This window comes from Acinetobacter sp. BIGb0196, assembly GCF_011759595.1.
In the GTDB taxonomy this organism is placed as follows: Bacteria; Pseudomonadota; Gammaproteobacteria; order Pseudomonadales; family Moraxellaceae; genus Acinetobacter; species Acinetobacter guillouiae.
The window spans coordinates 2,235,563-2,254,557 of the sequence record NZ_JAAOZA010000001.1 but is presented as its reverse complement, the minus strand read 5'-3'; the positions used below and the strand labels follow the sequence as shown (position 1 = coordinate 2,254,557).

At 37.7% G+C, this 18,995-nt stretch carries 21 protein-coding genes; 10 read left to right on the top strand and 11 right to left on the bottom strand.

Going from position 1 to position 18,995, the window contains the following annotated elements; genetic code table 11:
* Window positions 1-12: 12 nt before the first annotated feature.
* The 5 genes from FHR28_RS10305 to FHR28_RS10285 form a co-directional block, all read right to left on the bottom strand.
* Window positions 13-1,053, bottom strand: coding sequence for a helix-turn-helix domain-containing protein (locus FHR28_RS10305; RefSeq protein WP_096734050.1), 1,041 nt, complete (start codon window positions 1,051-1,053; stop codon window positions 13-15).
* Window positions 1,054-1,251: 198 nt separating this feature from the next.
* Complete coding sequence (locus tag FHR28_RS10300) at window positions 1,252-1,893, bottom strand: DUF4304 domain-containing protein (protein ID WP_151957368.1); 642 nt, start codon at window positions 1,891-1,893, stop codon at window positions 1,252-1,254.
* A gap of 21 nt (window positions 1,894-1,914) precedes the next feature.
* Entirely contained in the window at window positions 1,915-2,514 is a 600-nt protein-coding gene (locus FHR28_RS10295) for a hypothetical protein (protein ID WP_151957367.1), read from the bottom strand.
* A gap of 47 nt (window positions 2,515-2,561) precedes the next feature.
* The gene (locus FHR28_RS10290; protein ID WP_171527312.1) at window positions 2,562-3,245 is read right to left on the bottom strand and encodes a hypothetical protein; all 684 of its coding nucleotides are present in this window, start codon (window positions 3,243-3,245) and stop codon (window positions 2,562-2,564) included.
* Window positions 3,246-3,271: 26 nt separating this feature from the next.
* Window positions 3,272-3,922, bottom strand: a complete 651-nt coding sequence (locus FHR28_RS10285; RefSeq protein ID WP_004720662.1) for a hypothetical protein — start codon at window positions 3,920-3,922, stop codon at window positions 3,272-3,274.
* 100 nt (window positions 3,923-4,022) lie between these two features.
* Here FHR28_RS10285 and ispF point away from each other — a divergent pair, with 100 nt between their 5' ends.
* Window positions 4,023-4,514: a 2-C-methyl-D-erythritol 2,4-cyclodiphosphate synthase gene (ispF, locus tag FHR28_RS10280; RefSeq protein ID WP_004720660.1), complete on the top strand. Its 492-nt coding sequence runs from the start codon at window positions 4,023-4,025 to the stop codon at window positions 4,512-4,514.
* A gap of 153 nt (window positions 4,515-4,667) precedes the next feature.
* On the opposite strand, the gene rpsT is transcribed toward ispF, so the two are convergent.
* Window positions 4,668-4,934, bottom strand: coding sequence for a 30S ribosomal protein S20 (gene rpsT, locus FHR28_RS10275; protein ID WP_004720657.1), 267 nt, complete (start codon window positions 4,932-4,934; stop codon window positions 4,668-4,670).
* A gap of 213 nt (window positions 4,935-5,147) precedes the next feature.
* Between rpsT and FHR28_RS10270 the strand changes: the two genes are divergently transcribed.
* The 9 genes from FHR28_RS10270 to FHR28_RS10230 all read left to right on the top strand — a co-directional run bounded on the left by FHR28_RS10270 (window position 5,148) and on the right by FHR28_RS10230 (window position 15,212).
* A complete protein-coding gene (locus FHR28_RS10270) occupies window positions 5,148-5,813 on the top strand; it encodes a nucleoside-diphosphate sugar epimerase (protein ID WP_166782527.1) in 666 nt (221 codons plus the stop codon).
* Window positions 5,814-5,825: 12 nt separating this feature from the next.
* The gene (gene rraA / locus FHR28_RS10265) at window positions 5,826-6,338 is read left to right on the top strand and encodes a ribonuclease E activity regulator RraA (protein WP_004720654.1); all 513 of its coding nucleotides are present in this window, start codon (window positions 5,826-5,828) and stop codon (window positions 6,336-6,338) included.
* A 42-nt stretch (window positions 6,339-6,380) separates the two neighbouring features.
* Window positions 6,381-7,166: a glutathione S-transferase N-terminal domain-containing protein gene (locus tag FHR28_RS10260; protein ID WP_151957364.1), complete on the top strand. Its 786-nt coding sequence runs from the start codon at window positions 6,381-6,383 to the stop codon at window positions 7,164-7,166.
* 51 nt (window positions 7,167-7,217) lie between these two features.
* Window positions 7,218-7,700 carry a DUF6678 family protein gene (locus tag FHR28_RS10255; protein ID WP_166782526.1) on the top strand — a complete coding sequence of 161 codons (483 nt, stop codon included), beginning with the start codon at window positions 7,218-7,220 and terminating at the stop codon, window positions 7,698-7,700.
* A gap of 182 nt (window positions 7,701-7,882) precedes the next feature.
* Window positions 7,883-8,824, top strand: a complete 942-nt coding sequence (locus FHR28_RS10250; protein ID WP_004720648.1) for a Dyp-type peroxidase — start codon at window positions 7,883-7,885, stop codon at window positions 8,822-8,824.
* A 106-nt stretch (window positions 8,825-8,930) separates the two neighbouring features.
* Window positions 8,931-9,287 (top strand): hypothetical protein, encoded by a 357-nt coding sequence (locus FHR28_RS10245; RefSeq protein ID WP_151957374.1) that lies wholly within the window; start codon window positions 8,931-8,933, stop codon window positions 9,285-9,287.
* Between the two features lie 296 nt (window positions 9,288-9,583).
* Window positions 9,584-13,045 carry a transcription-repair coupling factor gene (gene mfd / locus FHR28_RS10240; protein WP_166782797.1) on the top strand — a complete coding sequence of 1,154 codons (3,462 nt, stop codon included), beginning with the start codon at window positions 9,584-9,586 and terminating at the stop codon, window positions 13,043-13,045.
* 229 nt (window positions 13,046-13,274) lie between these two features.
* Entirely contained in the window at window positions 13,275-13,709 is a 435-nt protein-coding gene (locus FHR28_RS10235; protein ID WP_004720642.1) for an HIT domain-containing protein, read from the top strand.
* Window positions 13,710-13,763: 54 nt separating this feature from the next.
* Window positions 13,764-15,212 carry an adenylate/guanylate cyclase domain-containing protein gene (locus FHR28_RS10230; protein WP_004720640.1) on the top strand — a complete coding sequence of 483 codons (1,449 nt, stop codon included), beginning with the start codon at window positions 13,764-13,766 and terminating at the stop codon, window positions 15,210-15,212.
* A gap of 99 nt (window positions 15,213-15,311) precedes the next feature.
* On the opposite strand, the gene fdx is transcribed toward FHR28_RS10230, so the two are convergent.
* The 5 genes from fdx to iscU all read right to left on the bottom strand — a co-directional run bounded on the left by fdx (window position 15,312) and on the right by iscU (window position 18,959).
* Window positions 15,312-15,650: an ISC system 2Fe-2S type ferredoxin gene (gene fdx, locus FHR28_RS10225; RefSeq protein ID WP_004720638.1), complete on the bottom strand. Its 339-nt coding sequence runs from the start codon at window positions 15,648-15,650 to the stop codon at window positions 15,312-15,314.
* A 15-nt stretch (window positions 15,651-15,665) separates the two neighbouring features.
* Complete coding sequence (gene hscA / locus FHR28_RS10220) at window positions 15,666-17,525, bottom strand: Fe-S protein assembly chaperone HscA (protein ID WP_166782525.1); 1,860 nt, start codon at window positions 17,523-17,525, stop codon at window positions 15,666-15,668.
* A 65-nt stretch (window positions 17,526-17,590) separates the two neighbouring features.
* Window positions 17,591-18,106, bottom strand: coding sequence for a Fe-S protein assembly co-chaperone HscB (gene hscB, locus FHR28_RS10215; protein WP_004720634.1), 516 nt, complete (start codon window positions 18,104-18,106; stop codon window positions 17,591-17,593).
* A gap of 100 nt (window positions 18,107-18,206) precedes the next feature.
* Complete coding sequence (iscA, locus tag FHR28_RS10210) at window positions 18,207-18,527, bottom strand: iron-sulfur cluster assembly protein IscA (RefSeq protein WP_034610390.1); 321 nt, start codon at window positions 18,525-18,527, stop codon at window positions 18,207-18,209.
* A 45-nt stretch (window positions 18,528-18,572) separates the two neighbouring features.
* Complete coding sequence (iscU, locus tag FHR28_RS10205) at window positions 18,573-18,959, bottom strand: Fe-S cluster assembly scaffold IscU (RefSeq protein WP_004720629.1); 387 nt, start codon at window positions 18,957-18,959, stop codon at window positions 18,573-18,575.
* Window positions 18,960-18,995 lie beyond the last annotated feature (36 nt).

Genomic DNA, 18,995 nt, shown 5'->3' with positions numbered 1-18,995 from the left:
AACTATTGAATGCTAACAATAAAATTCTACCCGAAAACTTTCAATCAGTTCAGGTGGAACGCGTGTTGTTTGTCCATTGGTGCGCATAAACAGTTCGCCTTTGTAATACAAAGGACGGTCCGATTTATTACATTTAAAGACCAATATGGTTTTTCCTTGAATCTGTATTTCTTCTAGTGTGGTATAAATATTTGAAATTTTGTTACTTTCGTGTGCCAGTTTATCAATCAAACTCCGCTTCATTAAGTCGAGTGAATTATTAAAGTGTTCCGCAAGTTCATTTTCAATCCCTACAATGGTTAAATCATCAGCAACGCCTATAAATACATAGCCATTGCGGGTATTCATAAATGCAAAGCACGCTTTGACCCATTTATCTGATTTGCGGTTGGTTAATAGGTCAGTGGTACGTTCTTTAAATTCAATCCGTTGATTTTCACCCAGTTGAATTAAATTAAAATAGTACTCTGAACAGGAATTTTGCCGATAATGATTGAGTGTGGTCTTAATTTTTTCTAATGATTTATATGCGGCAACAGTTTCTAAATTATGAATATCTTGCCATTGGTAAATTAATTTAATCTTTAACTCGTTGGCTAAGTTTGGATCAGCAAGGTATTCAAAGCTCAAATTGAGATATTGTAAAATTTCTGTGTAAATAGCATGACTGGCAATTGGAATTGAAATTTTATTAAAGGTATTTCTTATTTTTTCTAAGTTTTTGTGAAATTCAAAAGCTTCTTGGTAAAAGCTTAAATATTTAAACTCATTTAAAATATGTTCATAAGGGCGATGAAATGAGTTAGGAAACAGTTGCTTGGGCGGTATATGGATATATTTTTCAATCTGTTGAAAGTAATATCTTAAGGTTGGATACTTTAAGGCCTGATCAATATTGATTTCAAATTTCTCGGAAAGTGGCTTGGTGGTATAGGCTTGAAAAAACAGCAGTGTTTGGATTTCTTTGTATTTATTGGGGTAGTCATGCCAATGCGTTTCTAGAAACTCATTAAAATTCTTAAATTTATTGGTGAGATACATGTTCAAATCCATAGCAACACCTTTGATCCTCTATTGTTTGGTGTTCGGTATTTACAACAAATATGTCATCAGACTATTTATATATAGTTATTTATAAGTTAATTAAGTCAGGAAATAAAGCGTAAAACTTTAAATCGGATCGTGAAAGTTGTTAGAAAATATAACAAATATTTCAATTTGGTGAATAGCGCATTTGACTGCTTCATTTCGTCATTCATCGATAATTTGCGGAATCGCCGAACTTGGATCTTGGATAAATGATGCTAATCGTTCTTTTAATGAGATGGCTCGTTCAGGAACAGCATCAATTGCAATCTCAGCGAGCCTCTTGACCAATTGTAAATCACCAGCAGCACCAGCTACATAGCATAGGGTACACATGTGTGCGGGATGTAAGGGATTTATACAGGCCTGATGCGCTTTCTTGAGAAAATCTTCAGGCCAATGTGCCAATCGATTAAAGAAATTTTGGCTTTGACGATTCCACTCAGATACTAGAAATTGCACCATTTCGTTAGCATCTTGTTCATTTGAGGTATATGACCAATCGTTGTCATGATCATTGATTAAATAAGGTAGGATCGAACTACGCCATGCACAATCATAATCACGCATTTTTTCAATATCTAAAGCGTTACCTGTACATCGCATAACATATTCACCTAATGGGATGAGGTGAATACCGAGATTAACTTGAAAACAATGTCTTTTAATGGAGTGCTGTATATCGACGATTCGAATAACTTCTCCCTCAACCTGCCTAAATACATCGCCTTTTTTTATAAAGCCTTGTGCTTTTAAAATGGGATAAAACTGACGTTGTAATAGTTTGGAAATGACTTTTTTATCCATTAGATATATCCATGGTGAAGGCTAGCATTGCCATAGAAATTTAGCAGTTTTACCCTGAGGGCAATCAAATAGGTAGGCGGAACCTCCTCCACCAAAATTCATCTCAGTTCTATGATCAGGTCCGGTCTCTAGTTGAGCAACAAAGCGCATAGGCTTTTGGCAGCAATCACATTCAGGTGTTTCATCATTTTGCAGCCACTCAGCTGAGCCAGAAAGCTGACCTAAAATTTCTCTCTTGGGTCCTTGCCAAAGTTCACGCGATTGTGAATATTCTTCTTGCGAATCTTGGAAAATCTTGGCGCCATATTCCGTTTCACGTAAGGTATTTTCAGGTTCTAACGGTTGGAATTTTTCAAGAGCATGAATCTCTGTAATGACAATAACTTTATTACCACCACCATCTGCATCCCAGTCATCACACATCCCCGGATCTTGGCTACACATAAAGATCAATTCTAAACCGAGATCAGTTTTTACTTTGCCAAGGTATTGCATTGCACCATCACAATTTGTGCAGCAAGGCCATTCAACTTGTAAGCCAATCGTTTTAACAGGAAGACCGCCAAAAGAGGTTTGATCAAGGTGTTGTGAGATTTGGTCTAAAATTAACAGTTGAGTCATGTTTATACCTTATTTTATTTGTATTTTAGCTCTGGGGGCGTTAGATCTTAACTGTGTACAACATATCCAAAGATTCCAACCAAGCTGCTCTTCTGGGTTAAGCCCAATGCAAGTCGAGGCAAGACACAACCTGTAATGATTGTTCCTTTCGGGTAATTATCAGAATTGATTTGTTCTAAAAGTGCTGAGTCACCAATCCGAACAAATGCACAGTCGATAAAATCGTGTTGTGCTGCAAACCAATCCATCATCTTGTGCCAAGGCTGAAAATATTCTGCTGGAGATTCTTCACCATCTTGTTCTACTTCTTTCCACCACTGTGTATTGGTTGTAAGCGGTTCAGTCGTAATGTTTGCCAAAGGAAAAATAGTATTGGCAAAGTATTGTTGAATCAGCTGAGGCGTAATTTTTTGGCTAGCTGAGTTTTGTGAATGCATGATATAAAAATCTTGAAAATAATCACCCGAGTTTGAACCCATACCAACTTCAACATTTGTCATGATATTGGCGATTTCAGCGCTTAGTTTTTGACAAAGTTTTAATTCATCGGGATCAATTTCATGCTGCAATAGGATATTGTGCTTTGAAATAGACCCATCATTATAAACGCTGGTAAAGCGCGAAATGATATTGTTAGGCCATTCATCTGTATCAGCACCCACGTCATAATTCTGCATACATTCAGATAATATTTTTAATCTTTCTTCACTTAACGCTAGTTTTGTACTCATGGTTTTGCCAAATTTAATTATAAATCTTAATCATATAAACGGTAAATTCCAGTAAAGCGCTCACAGCCTTTTTGTGTTGTTGTCACAGACAAAATTGCTTTTTGGAAATTAAGCACATATTTACAGTCATGTTCATTGTCCAAAATTTGATTCTTTTTTTCAGGCGTGGTGTAAGCCAACAATGAGACAATTTGACTATCTTTACGGTTATTGGGATTTCGGTAGGCGATGCCTTCAACTTTAATCCGATCTTTAGTCAGTTGATGGATTTGTAAATGGGCGGGTTGCTTTGAAATTTTACCATGTTCATATTTGATGAAATGTTGGGTTAAACTTTGATTCATTGAAGTGTAAAAATTTAAGTCTTCTAGGCGAATATCGAACTGTTGTTTAAAACAATCGTTGCTTTTACATTGACTTAAACGGTTGAGCCACAAACGATGCGTATCATTGATTAAGCGTATTGGTGCATCTGTGACCAGATATGCAGTGAGATAGCTCTCATTTAATTGAGCGCGTAGTTCACTATACTGCGAACCACATAACTTCTTTAAAAGTGATGAATCTTGGTGCTTACAGTCAAGAGGCAGGGCGTAAACAGCTGATGTACTGATACAGCTCAAAATGAGACCAGACAAGAGTGTTTTAATTTGATTAAATTCTGTATTCAACAGCATGATCGCTTATACTTTCACAATGTTTGCATACGTACTATAGCGAAAGAGAAAGTACGAATACAAGATTTTTAAATTTTAAAAACTGCAAAAGGAGCTAAGAATGATCATACCGATTCGTATTGGGCAGGGAATGGATGTACATGCTTTTGAAGAAGGTGATTTTGTAACTTTGGCAGGCGTTCAAATTCCACATACGCATGGTTTAAAAGCACATTCTGATGGTGATGTCGTGTTACACGCATTATGTGATGCTTTATTGGGTGCATTGGCTTTAGGTGATATTGGACAGCATTTCCCAGACACAGATGCTGAATTTAAAGGTGCGGATAGCCGTAAGCTCTTAAAACATGTTTATCAATTAATTTTAGACCGTGGTTATAAATTAAATAATGCTGATATTACTGTGGCATGTGAACGGCCTAAATTAGCCAAACACAATTTGGAAATGCGTCAAAGTATTGCAGATGTGTTAGATGTTGATGTGACTCAAATTAGTGTTAAAGCAACAACCACAGAGAAATTGGGTTTTACTGGTCGTCAGGAAGGTATTTTATCCACTGCAACAGTCTTAATTTCACATTTAGCAAAGTAATTATTTTTATAGTTTAGAACTCTTACTTATCTATCTGCTGAGAAATAATGATGAAGTGGTAGATAAGTTTTGATGTTTTCTAATTTTAAAGCGTTATAGTCAAATTTTACATACAAAAAAAGCCCTTTAAAGGGCTCTTTTCACATGCAAAAATTAGTTAGCTAACGCTTTAACTTGTGCATTCAAGCGGCTCTTGTGACGAGCAGCTTTGTTTTTATGGATGATACCTTTATCCGCCATACGGTCAATAACTGGAACTGCAGCTTTATAAGCTTCAGTTGCAGCAGCATATTCACCAGTAGCGATAGCAGCGATTGTGCGTTTGATATAAGTACGTACCATTGAACGCAAGCTTGCGTTGTGTTTACGTGCTTTAACGTTTTGACGAGCACGTTTTTTTGCTTGAGCAGAGTTTGCCACTCGTGCACTCCTTGAATTAGATGGGTCTGGGCGGGCTGAAACCACATCTGAAAACCACATCAGAGGATTATCACCAGCCCGTAAACAAGTGCCATATTGTGATTAAAGAGGCCAGTAAAGTCAAGTGTTGACATGCTTTGACAACATTTTTGTTGAAGAAAAATTTGAAATAAAACGTTAGATTAGTAATAAATCTAGGAGATTGTTTAAAAAATGACTAATTCGATAAAAAATGCGATTGTGATTGGAGCAACAGGTTTAGTGGGGCAGCGTCTCATTGAACAGCTCAATTTATTGGCTGATTGTGAAAAAATCACAGTTGTTGTGCGACGAGAAAATCCTGACTTTTTAAAATTTAAAAAAGTTGAACAATTTGTATTGGATGACTTCCTTCTACTCAATGATCAAGATGTCAGCGGTTACACTCATGCATTCAGTTGTTTGGGAACGACTATTAAAAAGGCAGGTTCTAAAGAAGCTTTCTATAATATTGATTTTGAGATCAATGCACATTTTGCAGATTTATTTGAAATGACTGAAACCCATTTACTTTTAGTCAGTGCGATGGGAGCAAAAGCCAGCTCGCCAATTTTTTATAATCAAGTGAAAGGTGAACTTGAGGACTATATACAAAAGTTGAATTTATATCGTTTTTCAATTATTCGCCCATCGTTACTCCTTGGTGATCGAAATGAAAAGCGATTCTTGGAAGATGTAACGCAAAAGCTGTATGGTAAATTTTCGCATTTGGTACCCAATTCTTTTAAATATAAGCCAGTGACAGCACAACAAGTGGCTCATACTATGGTCGAGGCTGCTCAAACACAAACTCAAAAAATTGAAATTTATGATAATTTGCGTATACAAAATAGCAAATAATGGAGTGATAACGTGACTACAGTACCTTTTGTAACTTGTGATTTATTAGATGATCACCCAGACCAAGACATTCAAACCTTGATCCCATCTCTAGATGGTAAATTTTTTAGAAGTTATGGGGCGCGTAAAACCTTTGGCGGTCAAATCGTGACAGTCAAGTGTTTTGAAGATAACTCACGAGTGAAAGAGTTACTTGCTACAGATGGAACAGGCAAGGTTTTGGTTGTCGATGGTGGAGCATCCATGCGTTGTGCCCTGATGGGTGACATGATTGCAGAGTCAGCGGTTAAGCATCACTGGAATGGTGTAGTGATTTACGGCTGTGTACGTGATGTAGATGCGCTAGTTGAGCTTGATCTAGGTGTCCATGCATTGGCTTCAATTCCACAAAAAAGCAATCGTAAAGGCATAGGTGAGGTCGATATTCCTGTGTATTTTGGTAGTGTCACTTTCAATTCTGGTGAATATATCTATGCAGATAACAATGGAATTGTGGTTTCAAAAGAAAAATTAGTGGATTTATAAAAAGCTTTATTTAAGCGAAAGCAATCGTCTAGGGGGTATAAAATGGTGCATCATCAAATTAAAGTTGTACAAGCCTTGGCTTCATCACTGACTGAGGGAGGCCGTGGTGTAACAGGAACTCCGTTTCCAAACCAGCCAGAAAAGGCTTTAAAGTTATATGAGTTTGAGGGTTCACCATTTTGTCGCCGTGTACGAGAAGTGATGACCTTGCTCAATTTGGATTATGAAGTCTATCCATGCCCTAAAGGTGGGACTAAATATCGTCAGGTTGTAAAAGAAAAAGGGGGGAAATTACGTTTTCCGTATTTCATTGATGAAAACACGGGAACAGCAATGTACGAATCGCAAAAGATTGTTGATTACTTATTTAAGCATTATGGTAAAACGGGCAAAACACCAAAGAAATATTCTCATTATCCTAAATACCCAACGGTCGCTATGGTGGGAACCATTATTAATGGTGCACGCGGGGTTTGGGTTAATAAAAAAATTGTTGATCGTGCAAGTCCAGCGCAATTATTGGAATTATGGGGGTTTGAAGCAAGCCCCTATACACGTGTTGTGCGTGGTGTGTTAACTGAATTAGAAATTCCATTTATCTTTCATAATGTGGCGAAAGAGTGTTGGCAAGATCTAGGCCCAGCAGTTTTACGTTTAAAACCGGGTAAATATGTTCCTTTGGTGGGTGGCAAACGTGAAAAAATTATTCCAGTTATGGATCGCGCAAAGCAAGACATTCAAGTGCCTTATTTAGAAGATCCAAATACAGGTGAAAAACTCTTTGAGTCAGCAGCAATCGTATCTTATTTACAGAAACAATATGGTTAACTCTATGTGTTAAAAGCACCTAACATAGGTGCTTTTAATTGAAGGATAAATGTGGGTTTACAAGAAAATTATCTTGAATATCGAAATCATATAAATACTTTAAAGGCTGACCAAGGCTATATAAAGTATATTTTGAAAATTCAGCAGGTCGTGCATCAACGGCAGTTGGTATCTTGTATGAGTGATTCAAAATGGCTCAAACTTCTGCATGCAATGACAGACTTGGATTTTCCACCTGCATTTATTGTCAAATTGGTGACTGAAAATAGAGATCTACAAGCTGAAGATCAATTTGTGAAGAAAATTCCGTGGTATTTGGGTGATTGGCATCCTTTCTATCACGATGCTATGCCTGTATTTATTGCAATTGAATATTTAATTGTAAAGCCTATGCTGAGCAAACCGAGAGGAAGATTGATCAGTGATTTGATTTTAGATCAAACAGATCAATTTCGTACTTTGTTGCAGCGTTTGAATATTGTGTTTGATGAAAAAAACAGTTGTTTTAAAATTTATGCTTATTACTCAAAGTGATTTTAAAAATAATGACAATAGAGGTGTCTGAACAAAAAATTCAAAAATTATTGCTTTAATCATTTTTCGCAACATTTCTATTCATATAAATATTGTGAATTAGTGGATTGTTAACGATAAAAACTTAAGCTTTAAAACAGCCTATGTTAGATTGTAACCAATAGAATATTTTGAGATAAATTATGACTTCAACTCGAATTCAACCTGTAATGAATCGTCCAGGGGAAAATGCCTTATTTATTGTTTTAGGATTAAGGCTTGGGGCTGAAGTAATAGATACAGTAATCGATTTTGCAGCAAATTTTTCAGCATTAACACGTAGTTTAACCAACCGTTATCCAGATGCACAATTTAGTGCAGTCATGGGATTTGGGGCAAATGCGTGGGAGCGTTTATTTCCCGATCAGGCTAAACCACAAGAATTAGAACAGTTTAAAGAAATTAAAGGGCCAAAATATACGGCGGTTTCAACAGAAGGTGATTTGTTTTTCCATATTCGTGCTGATCGTCAAGCGTTGTGTTTTGAAATGGCAGATATGATCAATACGCAATTAAAAGCCGTAAGTTATCCAGTGGATGAAGTGAATGGTTTTCGATATTTTGACGGTAGGGCGATTATTGGCTTTGTTGATGGGACAGAAAACCCAGAGCCTGAAATTGCAGCTGAATATGCACTGGTGGGTGATGAAGATCCAGACTTTAAAGGTGGCAGTTATGCATTTATTCAAAAATATATGCATGATATGGACAAGTGGCGTGCGCTCAGTGATGAAGAACAAGAAAAAGTCATCGGACGTAAAAAGTTTAATGATGTTGAACTGAGTGATGATGTAAAGCCTAAAACAGCACACAATGTAGTGAGTAAGGCACACGATGCAGATGGTAATGAAATTAAAATCATGCGTGCAAATATGCCGTTCTCAAATCCATCTAAAAATGAATATGGCACCTTCTTTATTGGTTATGCACGCAAATTTAGTGTCACTCGACAAATGTTAGAGCATATGTTTCAAGGTGATGAAGAGGGTAATTTAGATCGTTTATTAGATTTTAGTACAGCAGTGACAGGAACCTTATTCTTTGTGCCTACTGTCGATTTCTTAGATGATTTAGGTGACGAATAACGCTGATGGTTTATGTTCAGGTAAATGGTCGTTTTAAAACGGCCTTTTACTGCGAACTTTAGTCATCTTTGTTATGATGAATCTTTGATTTAATTGAGTTTTAATGATGTTTGATAAAATTGCAGCATTATTTAAGGGCAATAAAAACGGTCCTGAACAAGTTTTTCTACAAGAAAATAATATGCAAATTGATGCTGAGCAGGGTTTTATTGTAGATGGTATTGTTTTAAATCGTGAGTTATCTGAACGGCTGGAATACTTTTCTAACCGAAAACTCAATAATTTTGATGATTTAAAGGCTTTGTTCTATAAAACAATTTTGATCAATGAAAAGATTGATTTAGAAATCGCGACAAACAACTATGTGCAAAGACTTGGCAATACAGAAGAAAATTTAAAACAATTCAAACAAATTATTCAAAAACTCAATGATTATTATAAAGCGTTTAAACGAGAAAAATAAATCAATTTAAGGTATGGATAACATTAAGTGGAATCAGAATATTTCAACAAAGAATAATGTGTGATGTTGCTTAGATTTTTCTCTGTTATACAAATGACTATTCTCAATTCATTTGCAAGAGCTTCCACAGGCCTACGGATCCTGTGAGTTTGTCTTGAGGCTGATGTGAATTCTATACTGATGAAGAAATGCTGCTGTTGAGTCACTGCGCAGATAAATAGAATAAACAAAATCACTCAACTGAATAAAGTCATCATGTTAAACTATTGCTCATGTCTTTTAGACCCTATGCGATTATGTTTAAACAAGAAATCTCTGACCTCAATTTAAAACAACTGAAAGCAGGCGAAAAACGTTGGATTGGCACAATGCTCGGTTCATCTGCAGCCTTATTGTTTAAGGAGATCGCAGAGAAATCGGATCAGCTCTTTGTATTGGTTGCAAAAAATAATCAGCACTTGGGACAGTTGGAAAGTGAATTAGAATTTTATGGGGTAAAACCAACAATATTTCCAGACTGGGAGATATTGCCATATGATCGTTTATCTCCACACCAAGATATTGTTTCTGAAAGACTATCAATACTTTCCAATATGCCACAAAAAGGTATTTTATTGGTATCAGCAACCACCTTGGCACAACGTGTTGCCCCTACATCATGGGTGTTGGGTGAGCATTTTGATATCCGCGTTGGTCAGAAATTTGCATTAGAACAACAAAAATTAAAATTAGTTCAGGCGGGTTATCATCTGGTTGATACCGTTTATGATCATGGGGAATTTGCTGTACGTGGTAGCATCATGGACATTTATGCCTCTGGGCAAAACGCGCCTATCCGTATTGATTTATTTGACGATGAAATAGACAGTTTAAAATTCTTTGACCCAGAAACCCAAAGAACAACAACAAAGTTAGAGCGTTTTACCGTACTTCCTGCAAAAGAATTTCCGTTAAAAGAAGCGCGTTCAACGTTTCGTGATCGTTATGCAGAAAGTTTTCCAACTGCAAATCCCAAGAAAAACCCAATTTATCAAGATGTGTTAGAAGGCATTGCTTCTCCAGGATTAGATTTCTACTTCCCATTATTCTTTTCACAGCAAGCCATGCAAACACAAAGTTGTTTGGTATCGTACTTACCAAGCAATGCGATTGTCATTACAGATAAACACATTGACGAAGGATTGTTGAGTTTTTGGACAGATGTGATGCGCCGTTATGAAGACCGACGCCATAATGCTGATCAACCGCTATTACCACCTGAAGAAATTTTTATACAACCGAATCAACTATTCGAATATTTAAATCAATTTTCAAGAATTATTGCCTCAACAGAAGCCATTGAATTAAAAGCAGGCTGTATCAATTTGTCGGTTGAATTGCCGCCACGATTGCCTGTAGACCCTAAACAAGACCAGCCATTTAAAGCAGTGAAGCAGTATGTAGATGAGGCCAATCATCCAGTGTTACTGGTGGCTGAAAGTGCTGGACGTCGTGAAACTTTAAAAGATGCTTTACGTGCAAGTTTAGGTGAAATTCCAGTTGTTGAAAGTTTTGCTGTATTTCAACAATCTAATTTCTCTGTCGCGATTACCAATGCGCCTTTGGATCGTGGATTGGTCATCAGCAATGATCTATCGGTTATTTCTGAAAACCAACTGTATGAACACCGTGTAGTACAGCGCCGTAGAAAACGTCAACAAGAGGTTTCAGAAGAGTTTCTTATTCGAAGTCTGACGGAACTCAATATTGGTGCGCCAGTGGTGCATATTGATCATGGTGTTGGGCGTTATGCAGGTTTAGTCACCTTAAATATTGATGAACAAGACTATGAGTTCCTGCAATTAAACTATGCAGATGATGCAAAAGTGTATGTTCCTGTCACTAATTTACATCTGATTAGCCGTTTTAGTGGCGGTGATCCTGATTTAGCACCTTTACATAAATTGGGTACAGATGCATGGAATAAAGCAAAACGTAAAGCGCTTGAACAGATTCATGATGTGGCAGCTGAATTACTACATATTCAAGCACGTCGTCAGTCTAAACCCGGGATTAGCTTTGAGCTGGATCAAAGTGCATATATGCAATTTTCCAGTGGTTTTGCTTATGAGGAAACACTGGATCAGGCCAATGCCATCGAAGCGACTCTATACGATATGAAACAAGCCAAACCAATGGATCGACTGGTTTGTGGTGATGTTGGCTTTGGTAAAACGGAAGTGGCAATGCGCGCGGCATTCGTTGCTGTTCAAAATAATAGGCAAGTGGCTGTCTTAGTGCCTACCACCTTATTGGCGCAACAACATTTTGAATCATTTAAAGATCGCTTTGCCGATTGGCCAATTCGTATAGAGGTACTTTCGCGTTTTGGAACCAATAAAAGTCACACCAAAACCATTGATGATTTAATCGATGGTAAAGTTGATATTGTCATCGGCACACATAAAATTCTTCAGGAAAATGTGCAGTTTAAAAACTTAGGTTTAATGATTGTTGATGAAGAGCATCGTTTTGGGGTACGTGATAAAGAGCGTATCAAAGCCATGCGTGCAGATGTTGATATGTTAACCTTAACTGCAACACCAATTCCTCGTACCTTGAATATGGCATTTGGCGGAATGCGCGATCTTTCAATTATTGCCACACCACCAGCACGTCGTTTAGCTGTCAAAACTTTTGTCAATGAACAAACCAATGAAACCATGAAAGAGGCAATTCTGCGAGAGTTGTTACGTGGTGGTCAGGTTTATATTTTACACAATGAAGTTGATACCATAGAACGCGCTGCGGAAAATATTCGTCAACTTGTACCTGAAGCGCGTGTCGCGGTTGCGCATGGTCAAATGCGTGAACGTGAACTTGAGCAAATCATGCAACAGTTCTATCACAAAGAATTTAACGTGCTGGTCTGTTCAACAATTATTGAAACGGGGATTGATGTTCCCAATGCCAATACGATTATTATTGAACGTGCAGACAAACTCGGCCTAGCACAATTACATCAATTACGTGGTCGTGTTGGACGTTCCCATCATCAAGCCTATGCATATTTGATGGTGCCATCGATTAAAGGCCTTAAAGGTGATGCAGAAAAACGTTTAGATGCCATTCAGAGAGCTTCAAATCTTGGCGCTGGTTTTATGCTGGCTACGGAAGACTTAGAGATCCGTGGGGCTGGTGAATTACTGGGTGAACAACAAAGCGGTTCAATGAATGCAATTGGTTATAGCCTATATATGGAAATGTTGGCCAAAGCGACCAAAGCAATTCAACAGGGCAAGACGCCTAATTTTGATACACCACTTTCACTTACCTCTGAAATTACCCTGCATATGCCCGCTTTGATTCCCGATGAATATTTGGGCGATGTACATCAGCGTCTTATGTTCTATAAACGTATTAGTAATACCGATACTCAGGATAAACTTGACAATATCCGTATGGAGCTGATTGATCGCTTTGGTGTACCGCCATTACCAGTAAAACAACTGTTTAGTGTTCATCAAATTCGGGTTAAGGCTGAAGCCTTAGAAATTACCAAAATTGATATTGGGGCCAATGGTGGGGTGATCGAATTTTCACCTGATACACCTGTGCAAGCGATCAGTATTATTCAACTCATGCAGAAGCATCCAACTTGGTTCCGTATGGAAGGTGGACAACGTTTAAAAGTGATGGTGATGCTTGAAGAAAATGACAAGCGAATTCAGTTTATTCAGGATTTATTAAACAATTTACTGACAGAATTAAAGCGTTAATTTATCAGGATTTTGAGCTTAAAAAATGCTCAATCTGAGATTAAAAGTGCTTATGAATTTTTTCAGGTAAATCACTTGAAAAAATTCTGTGATTCTTTAAAGTGTAATTGTGATCAGGTTCAAAACAAACTGTGTTTATTTGTACCAAAACACAAGATAACCAATATTCACACGAAAACCGATGTGTTAGTATTAGCCATCCTTTTAATTTTGCGTCATTTATAAAGATATGTTTAGTTTGCATCCACAACTTGCTCAAGATACTTTTTTTGTAGGCGATTTTCCGCTTTCAACATGTCGTTTAATGAATGATATGCAATTTCCGTGGTTGATTCTTATTCCACGTGTTCCTGGTATCACTGAGTTATATGAACTAAGTCAAGCTGACCAAGAGCAGTTTTTACGTGAATCAAGCTGGTTGTCTAGTCAGCTTTCTCGTGTTTTTCGTGCAGATAAAATGAATGTCGCTGCACTTGGAAATATGGTTCCGCAATTACATTTTCATCATGTAGTTCGTTATCAGAATGATGTAGCTTGGCCTAAACCTGTATTTGGCCTGCAAGCTGTTCCTTATAGCAATGAAGTATTAGCACACATGCGTCAAACACTGATGTTGGCGTTACGTGGTCAAGGTGAGATGCCATTCGATTGGCGTATGGATTAAGTGTAAACAGCACAAGGGAAGTGTTTAATAAAATGACATCCGAGGTAAAATATTTTGCCATTTGAACGTATGTTAGATAAAGAGCCAAAGCAATTTGAAATATTCCAGCGATTTATGGGGTATTTGATTATTGCTTTGGTGGTCATGGTTTATTATTTCACCTCCCCAATTGCAAATTATCAATTTTATGTTCCTTTTTTTATTGGCTTTATTTTTATTGTTAGCCCTAAATTATCGCGTTGGCTAGAATATTCATATGGCTCTAAGATTCGGAAGAATATTTATTTTTTAATTGATGTCATCGTTGTTTCTACCGCATTGGCTGCTGTACATTTAAGCCTCGTGGTAACTTTTGTATTGTTATTTGCACTGATCTATACAGCGATTAACAACAAAATTTCTTTTATGATGGGCTCTTTGGCAATTTTAGTTGCCTTTGTTGTGTTTTATACCAATATTATTTTTATCTTTGGTTTTTATGATTATTTTCAGCAAACCAGCCCTGAGCTATCAGTCCTGTCTTTTATTAGTATTATCTTGTTTGTAAACATCGGAAATTATTATCAAAATCGCCGTATCAAAAGTGTAGAAACCAAGAAAAACACCTATTTCAATGAAATGAATCGTTATATTGAGTTGTCAAATCAACTCAGTCGTTATGCGCCATTACAGCTTTGGCAGGCGATTATGCGTGGCGATACAGAAGCCAAGATTGAATATAAACGTAAAAAAATGACGGTTTTCTTTTCTGATATTCAAGGATTTACAGAATTATCAGAAACTTTGATTCCAGATGATTTGGCCTTTGTATTAAATGACTATTTAAGTCATATGACTGAAATTGCCAAACAATATGGTGCAACCATTGATAAATTTATGGGTGATGCAATCCTGATTTTCTTTGGTGATCCAGACTCACAAGGTGTGGAGCAGGATGCAAAAAACTGTATTGATATGTCGATTGCAATGCGCCAGCAGATGAAATTTCTCCGTGAACGTTGGGTGAAAATGGGCTATGCACCTTTACATATTCGTATGGGGGTAAGTACAGGTTATTGCCACGTTGGAAACTATGGTGCTGTACATCGTATGGCGTATACCATTGTGGGTCGTGATGCCAATTTAGCAGCGCGTTTGCAATATGCTGCAGATATCGATGAAATTTTGGTTTCAGATGAGACCTATAAGCTGATTAAAAACGATTATCTTTGTGCACCCAAAACCCCGATTGAACTGAAAGGGATTCAAGGTAAGGTGCGCACTTGGCAAGTGATGGAAAAATATTCAGCAACCAAGAATGAAAATCAACAATGGTTTGATTATGAGTATAAAGGCTTCCATTTGGTGCTGAATTTAGAAGAAGTGCAAAACTTTGAATATCCAGAGTTGGTGGAAGTATTAGAAAAAATGGTAGAACGGATTAAGGTTCAGCAAAAACTTACCAACTCTCAAGGCGTTGCAAAGCTTAATATTGAAGATGAAGTCAACTCAAATTATTTGTAAAATCATTAAATATTAAATTAAATACCTAAGCCATTAAAAATTGCCAAGACATTAAAAAACCACTCATAAAGAGTGGTTTTTGCCTATATGAAAAGCAACTTAGTGGTTTTCAGAAGCATGGTTAATTGTATACTTTGGAATTTCAACTTCCATATCTTCGTCTGTGATTTTGACTTGGCAAGACAGACGTGAATCGGGTTCTAAGCCCCAAGCGCGATCGAGTAAATCGGCTTCAATATCATCCATCTCTTCGAGCTCATCAAAGCCTTTACGTACAATCACATGGCATGTAGTACATGCTTTAGACATGTCACAGGCATGTTCGATTTTAATACCATTATCGAGTAAGCTTTGACACAGGTTCGCGTTTGGTTCAACTTCAAACTCAGCACCATTTGGACAAATTGTTGCATGAGGTAGTACTTTAATACGTGGCATAGTCGTTACCTTAAATTAGTTTGAGTTAGACCAATCATCAAGTTTGGTGCCTTTGAGTGCATGATCAATGTGTTGATTCATGCGTTCTGCTGCAAAGGCATCGCTATAAGTTTTTAACTGTTCAACAGCATGCTCAATCGATTTGATATCGTTTGTTTTAAGCTGGGCTTTTAAAGCTTCAGCGGCTTGGTTGAGCGCAGTCAGTTGTTCAGTACTGAGCAGGTTGGAGTCGACCTTTAACGCCTGTGTTAAGGCTTCAAGTTCACGCTGTGCTTCAACTTTAGTTTCATTGAGATGGCGAAGATTTTTATCTTCTTCAGCGAATTTATAACCTTCTAAAAGCAAGCGTTCAGTATCGGTCTCAGACAATCCATAAGAAGGTTTAATGTCGATTTGCGCATTGACCCCTGATGTGGTTTCTTTGGCTGAAACAGTAAGCAGGCCATCTGCATCGACCTGAAAAGTGACTTCAATACGTGCCTGACCCGCGGTCATTGGTGGGATACCATGTAATACAAAACGACCTAAGCTGCGGCAATGCTCAACTAAGTCACGTTCGCCTTGCAAGACATGGATCAACATGGCGGTTTGACCATCTTGATAGGTGGTGAACTCTTGACGGCGTGCAACAGGAATGGCTGTATTACGTGAAATTAAACGTTCAACCAAACCGCCCATGGTTTCTAGACCAAGTGACAGCGGGGTAACATCTAACAGTAATGAGCCATCTTTAGAATTTCCAATGAGTTGATTCGCAGTGATCGCAGCGCCAATCGCCACAACTTCATCAGGATTGATGGTACAAAGCGGCTCTTGCTTAAATACTTCACGCACCACTTTCTGTACAGCATAAGAGCGGGTTGAACCACCAACAAGAACTACATTTTGAATATCATTGAGTTCAAGTTTTGCATCACGCATGACACGTTTACATACATTGATCGTCTTATCTAATGCCACTTGAATGATTTCTTCAAATGTTGTGCGATCTAAGGTGAGATGATGTGTTAGAACTTTAATATCAACAGAGGTTGCATCACTGAGTGTTTCTTTGGCTTTACGCGCAGAAACGATAAAGTGTGCATATTCTGCATCATCTAAGGTTTCAATATTGAGTTGTTTTTTTGCCCATTTCACAATAAGGCGATCTAAGTCATCACCACCCAGTGCGGTATGACCACCTGTGGCTAAAACTTCAAACACACCTTGAGAAAAACGCAAAATAGATACATCAAATGTACCGCCACCTAAATCATAAATGACATAGTTGCGGTCTGTTGTTAGGTTGCTCTCTTGGTCCAAGCCATATGCAACAGCTGCAGCGGTAGGTTCATTGAGTAAGCGTAATATATTTAAACCTGCGAGTTCAGCTGCATCGCGTGTAGCTTGGCGTTGCGCTTCATCAAAGTAGGCTGGAACCGTAATCACAGCGCCATTCACCGGATTACTTAAGCTTTGTTCGGCACGATCTTTCAGTTGTTTTAAAATTTCTGCAGAGATTTCTACGGGTGTTTTACGACCTTGCGCTGTTTCAAATGCTGGCATTTCATTATCAGCACCCGCAAGCGTGTAAGGGTGTTGAAATTTAACATCTGCTTTAGAACGCCCCATAAAGCGCTTAACAGAAACAATGGTATTTTTAGGGTCAGCAGTAATAAACGGTTTTGCTGCATCGCCATATTCGGTCGAATTTTTAGAATAATGTACAATAGAAGGAAGTAACACGCGACCTTGCTCATCGTTCAGTACTTTGGCTTTGCCTGATAATACCGTAGCAACAAGAGAATGGGTTGTCCCTAAGTCGATACCAATCGCAATACGGTGTTCGTGTGGCGCACTTGATTGTCCTGGTTCAGCAATTTGCAAGAGTGCCATTTGTCACATCCTTAAAATAAAAACTAAAAACAAATTCGGGTAAAACATATAATGAAAGTTAAAATTTAGAAATCATCATCTAAACTAAAATCTTCATCATCTAAAAGCTGATCTTCCGCTTTATCAATATCATTCATGACTTTTTGAAAGAATCGTAACTTGCGCACCGTGTCACGTGCTTCAGCCCAATCTTCATCCTCAAAATCAATTTTGAATTCACGAACTAAGCCATCAATCCATTGTTGGACTTCTTTTTTTAAAGAATGCAATTGTTCGGTATTGGTTGCTTCATCAAGCTGCTCACGAATTTCTAAAGCAGATTGTAAGAACTCAAAATCACTAATTGATTGATCTAAGTGATGATCTTGCTTTTTGAGTGACAGTAGATAAGCAGCACGACTGTCTACATTGGATAAAGCTTTATATGCCTGATTAATTTCACTTGATTTAATCAAAGCTTTGTCTTTATCTTCAGCTTTATCAGGATGATACTGCTGTTGTAGTTTTAGGAAATTAGCTTTTAATGTCGCTAAATCAATATCGAGTGCTTCCGGGAGATCGAACAACTCAAAATGACTCATGGGAGATACTCATCCACGATGTTTTACAGGAAAACGGTGTAATTAAATGTGATTAAAACAGTGCAAGACACTGTTTTAACATGAGAAAAAGCAGGGCAGATTATACAGTGAAAGATTCACCGCAGCCACATTCACCTTTTTTATTTGGGTTATTGAACTCGAAGCCTTCATTGAGACCATTTTTAACATAGTCCATTTCCATACCATCGAGATAAACCAAACTTTTTGGATCTACAAAAACTTTTACACCAAACTGCTCGAACATTTGATCATGAGTGTCAATATCATCAACAAACTCAAGTACATAAGCTAAGCCAGAACAGCCTGAAGTTTTCACACCAAGACGAATACCTTCACCCTTACCGCGATTCTTTAAGTAATTGCTGATATGAGTTGCAGCATTTTCAGTTAGATTGATCATGAAAACTCCGTTAAAAAATCATCTGCTAAATTTGACGAACAGATATTAGGCTTTAGTTTTCTTGCTACGGTAATCTTCAACAGCAGCTTTAATTGCATCTTCTGCAAGTACAGAACAGTGTACTTTTACAGGAGGAAGTGCAAGTTCAGTTGCGATGTCGATATTCTTAATCGCCTGTGCTTCGTCAAGCGTTTTACCTTTTAACCATTCGGTTACGAGTGAGCTAGACGCAATTGCAGAGCCACAGCCATAAGTCTTAAAGCGAGCTTCTTCAATTACACCACTGTCATTCACTTGGATTTGTAAACGCATTACATCGCCACATGCAGGTGCACCCACCATACCTGTACCAACATTTTCTGCATTTTTATCCAACACACCAACATTACGAGGATTTTCGTAATGATCTATTACTTTTTCGCTATAAGCCATGTTGCTTCTCCAAACCTCGGGGTCAGCGTTGATAAT

What these genes read in the sequence shown, in the direction of transcription:
- FHR28_RS10305 (WP_096734050.1), bottom strand. Translation starts at nt 1,053, where the DNA reads ATGGATTTGAACATGTATCTCACCAATAAATTTAAGAATTTTAATGAG.
- FHR28_RS10300 (WP_151957368.1), bottom strand. Translation starts at nt 1,893, where the DNA reads ATGGATAAAAAAGTCATTTCCAAACTATTACAACGTCAGTTTTATCCC.
- FHR28_RS10295 (WP_151957367.1), bottom strand. Translation starts at nt 2,514, where the DNA reads ATGACTCAACTGTTAATTTTAGACCAAATCTCACAACACCTTGATCAA.
- FHR28_RS10290 (WP_171527312.1), bottom strand. Translation starts at nt 3,245, where the DNA reads ATGAGTACAAAACTAGCGTTAAGTGAAGAAAGATTAAAAATATTATCT.
- FHR28_RS10285 (WP_004720662.1), bottom strand. Translation starts at nt 3,922, where the DNA reads ATGCTGTTGAATACAGAATTTAATCAAATTAAAACACTCTTGTCTGGT.
- ispF (WP_004720660.1), top strand. Translation starts at nt 4,023, where the DNA reads ATGATCATACCGATTCGTATTGGGCAGGGAATGGATGTACATGCTTTT.
- FHR28_RS10270 (WP_166782527.1), top strand. Translation starts at nt 5,148, where the DNA reads ATGACTAATTCGATAAAAAATGCGATTGTGATTGGAGCAACAGGTTTA.
- FHR28_RS10260 (WP_151957364.1), top strand. Translation starts at nt 6,381, where the DNA reads ATGGTGCATCATCAAATTAAAGTTGTACAAGCCTTGGCTTCATCACTG.
- FHR28_RS10250 (WP_004720648.1), top strand. Translation starts at nt 7,883, where the DNA reads ATGACTTCAACTCGAATTCAACCTGTAATGAATCGTCCAGGGGAAAAT.
- FHR28_RS10245 (WP_151957374.1), top strand. Translation starts at nt 8,931, where the DNA reads ATGTTTGATAAAATTGCAGCATTATTTAAGGGCAATAAAAACGGTCCT.
- mfd (WP_166782797.1), top strand. Translation starts at nt 9,584, where the DNA reads ATGTTTAAACAAGAAATCTCTGACCTCAATTTAAAACAACTGAAAGCA.
- FHR28_RS10235 (WP_004720642.1), top strand. Translation starts at nt 13,275, where the DNA reads ATGTTTAGTTTGCATCCACAACTTGCTCAAGATACTTTTTTTGTAGGC.
- fdx (WP_004720638.1), bottom strand. Translation starts at nt 15,650, where the DNA reads ATGCCACGTATTAAAGTACTACCTCATGCAACAATTTGTCCAAATGGT.
- hscA (WP_166782525.1), bottom strand. Translation starts at nt 17,525, where the DNA reads ATGGCACTCTTGCAAATTGCTGAACCAGGACAATCAAGTGCGCCACAC.
- hscB (WP_004720634.1), bottom strand. Translation starts at nt 18,106, where the DNA reads ATGAGTCATTTTGAGTTGTTCGATCTCCCGGAAGCACTCGATATTGAT.
- iscA (WP_034610390.1), bottom strand. Translation starts at nt 18,527, where the DNA reads ATGATCAATCTAACTGAAAATGCTGCAACTCATATCAGCAATTACTTA.
- iscU (WP_004720629.1), bottom strand. Translation starts at nt 18,959, where the DNA reads ATGGCTTATAGCGAAAAAGTAATAGATCATTACGAAAATCCTCGTAAT.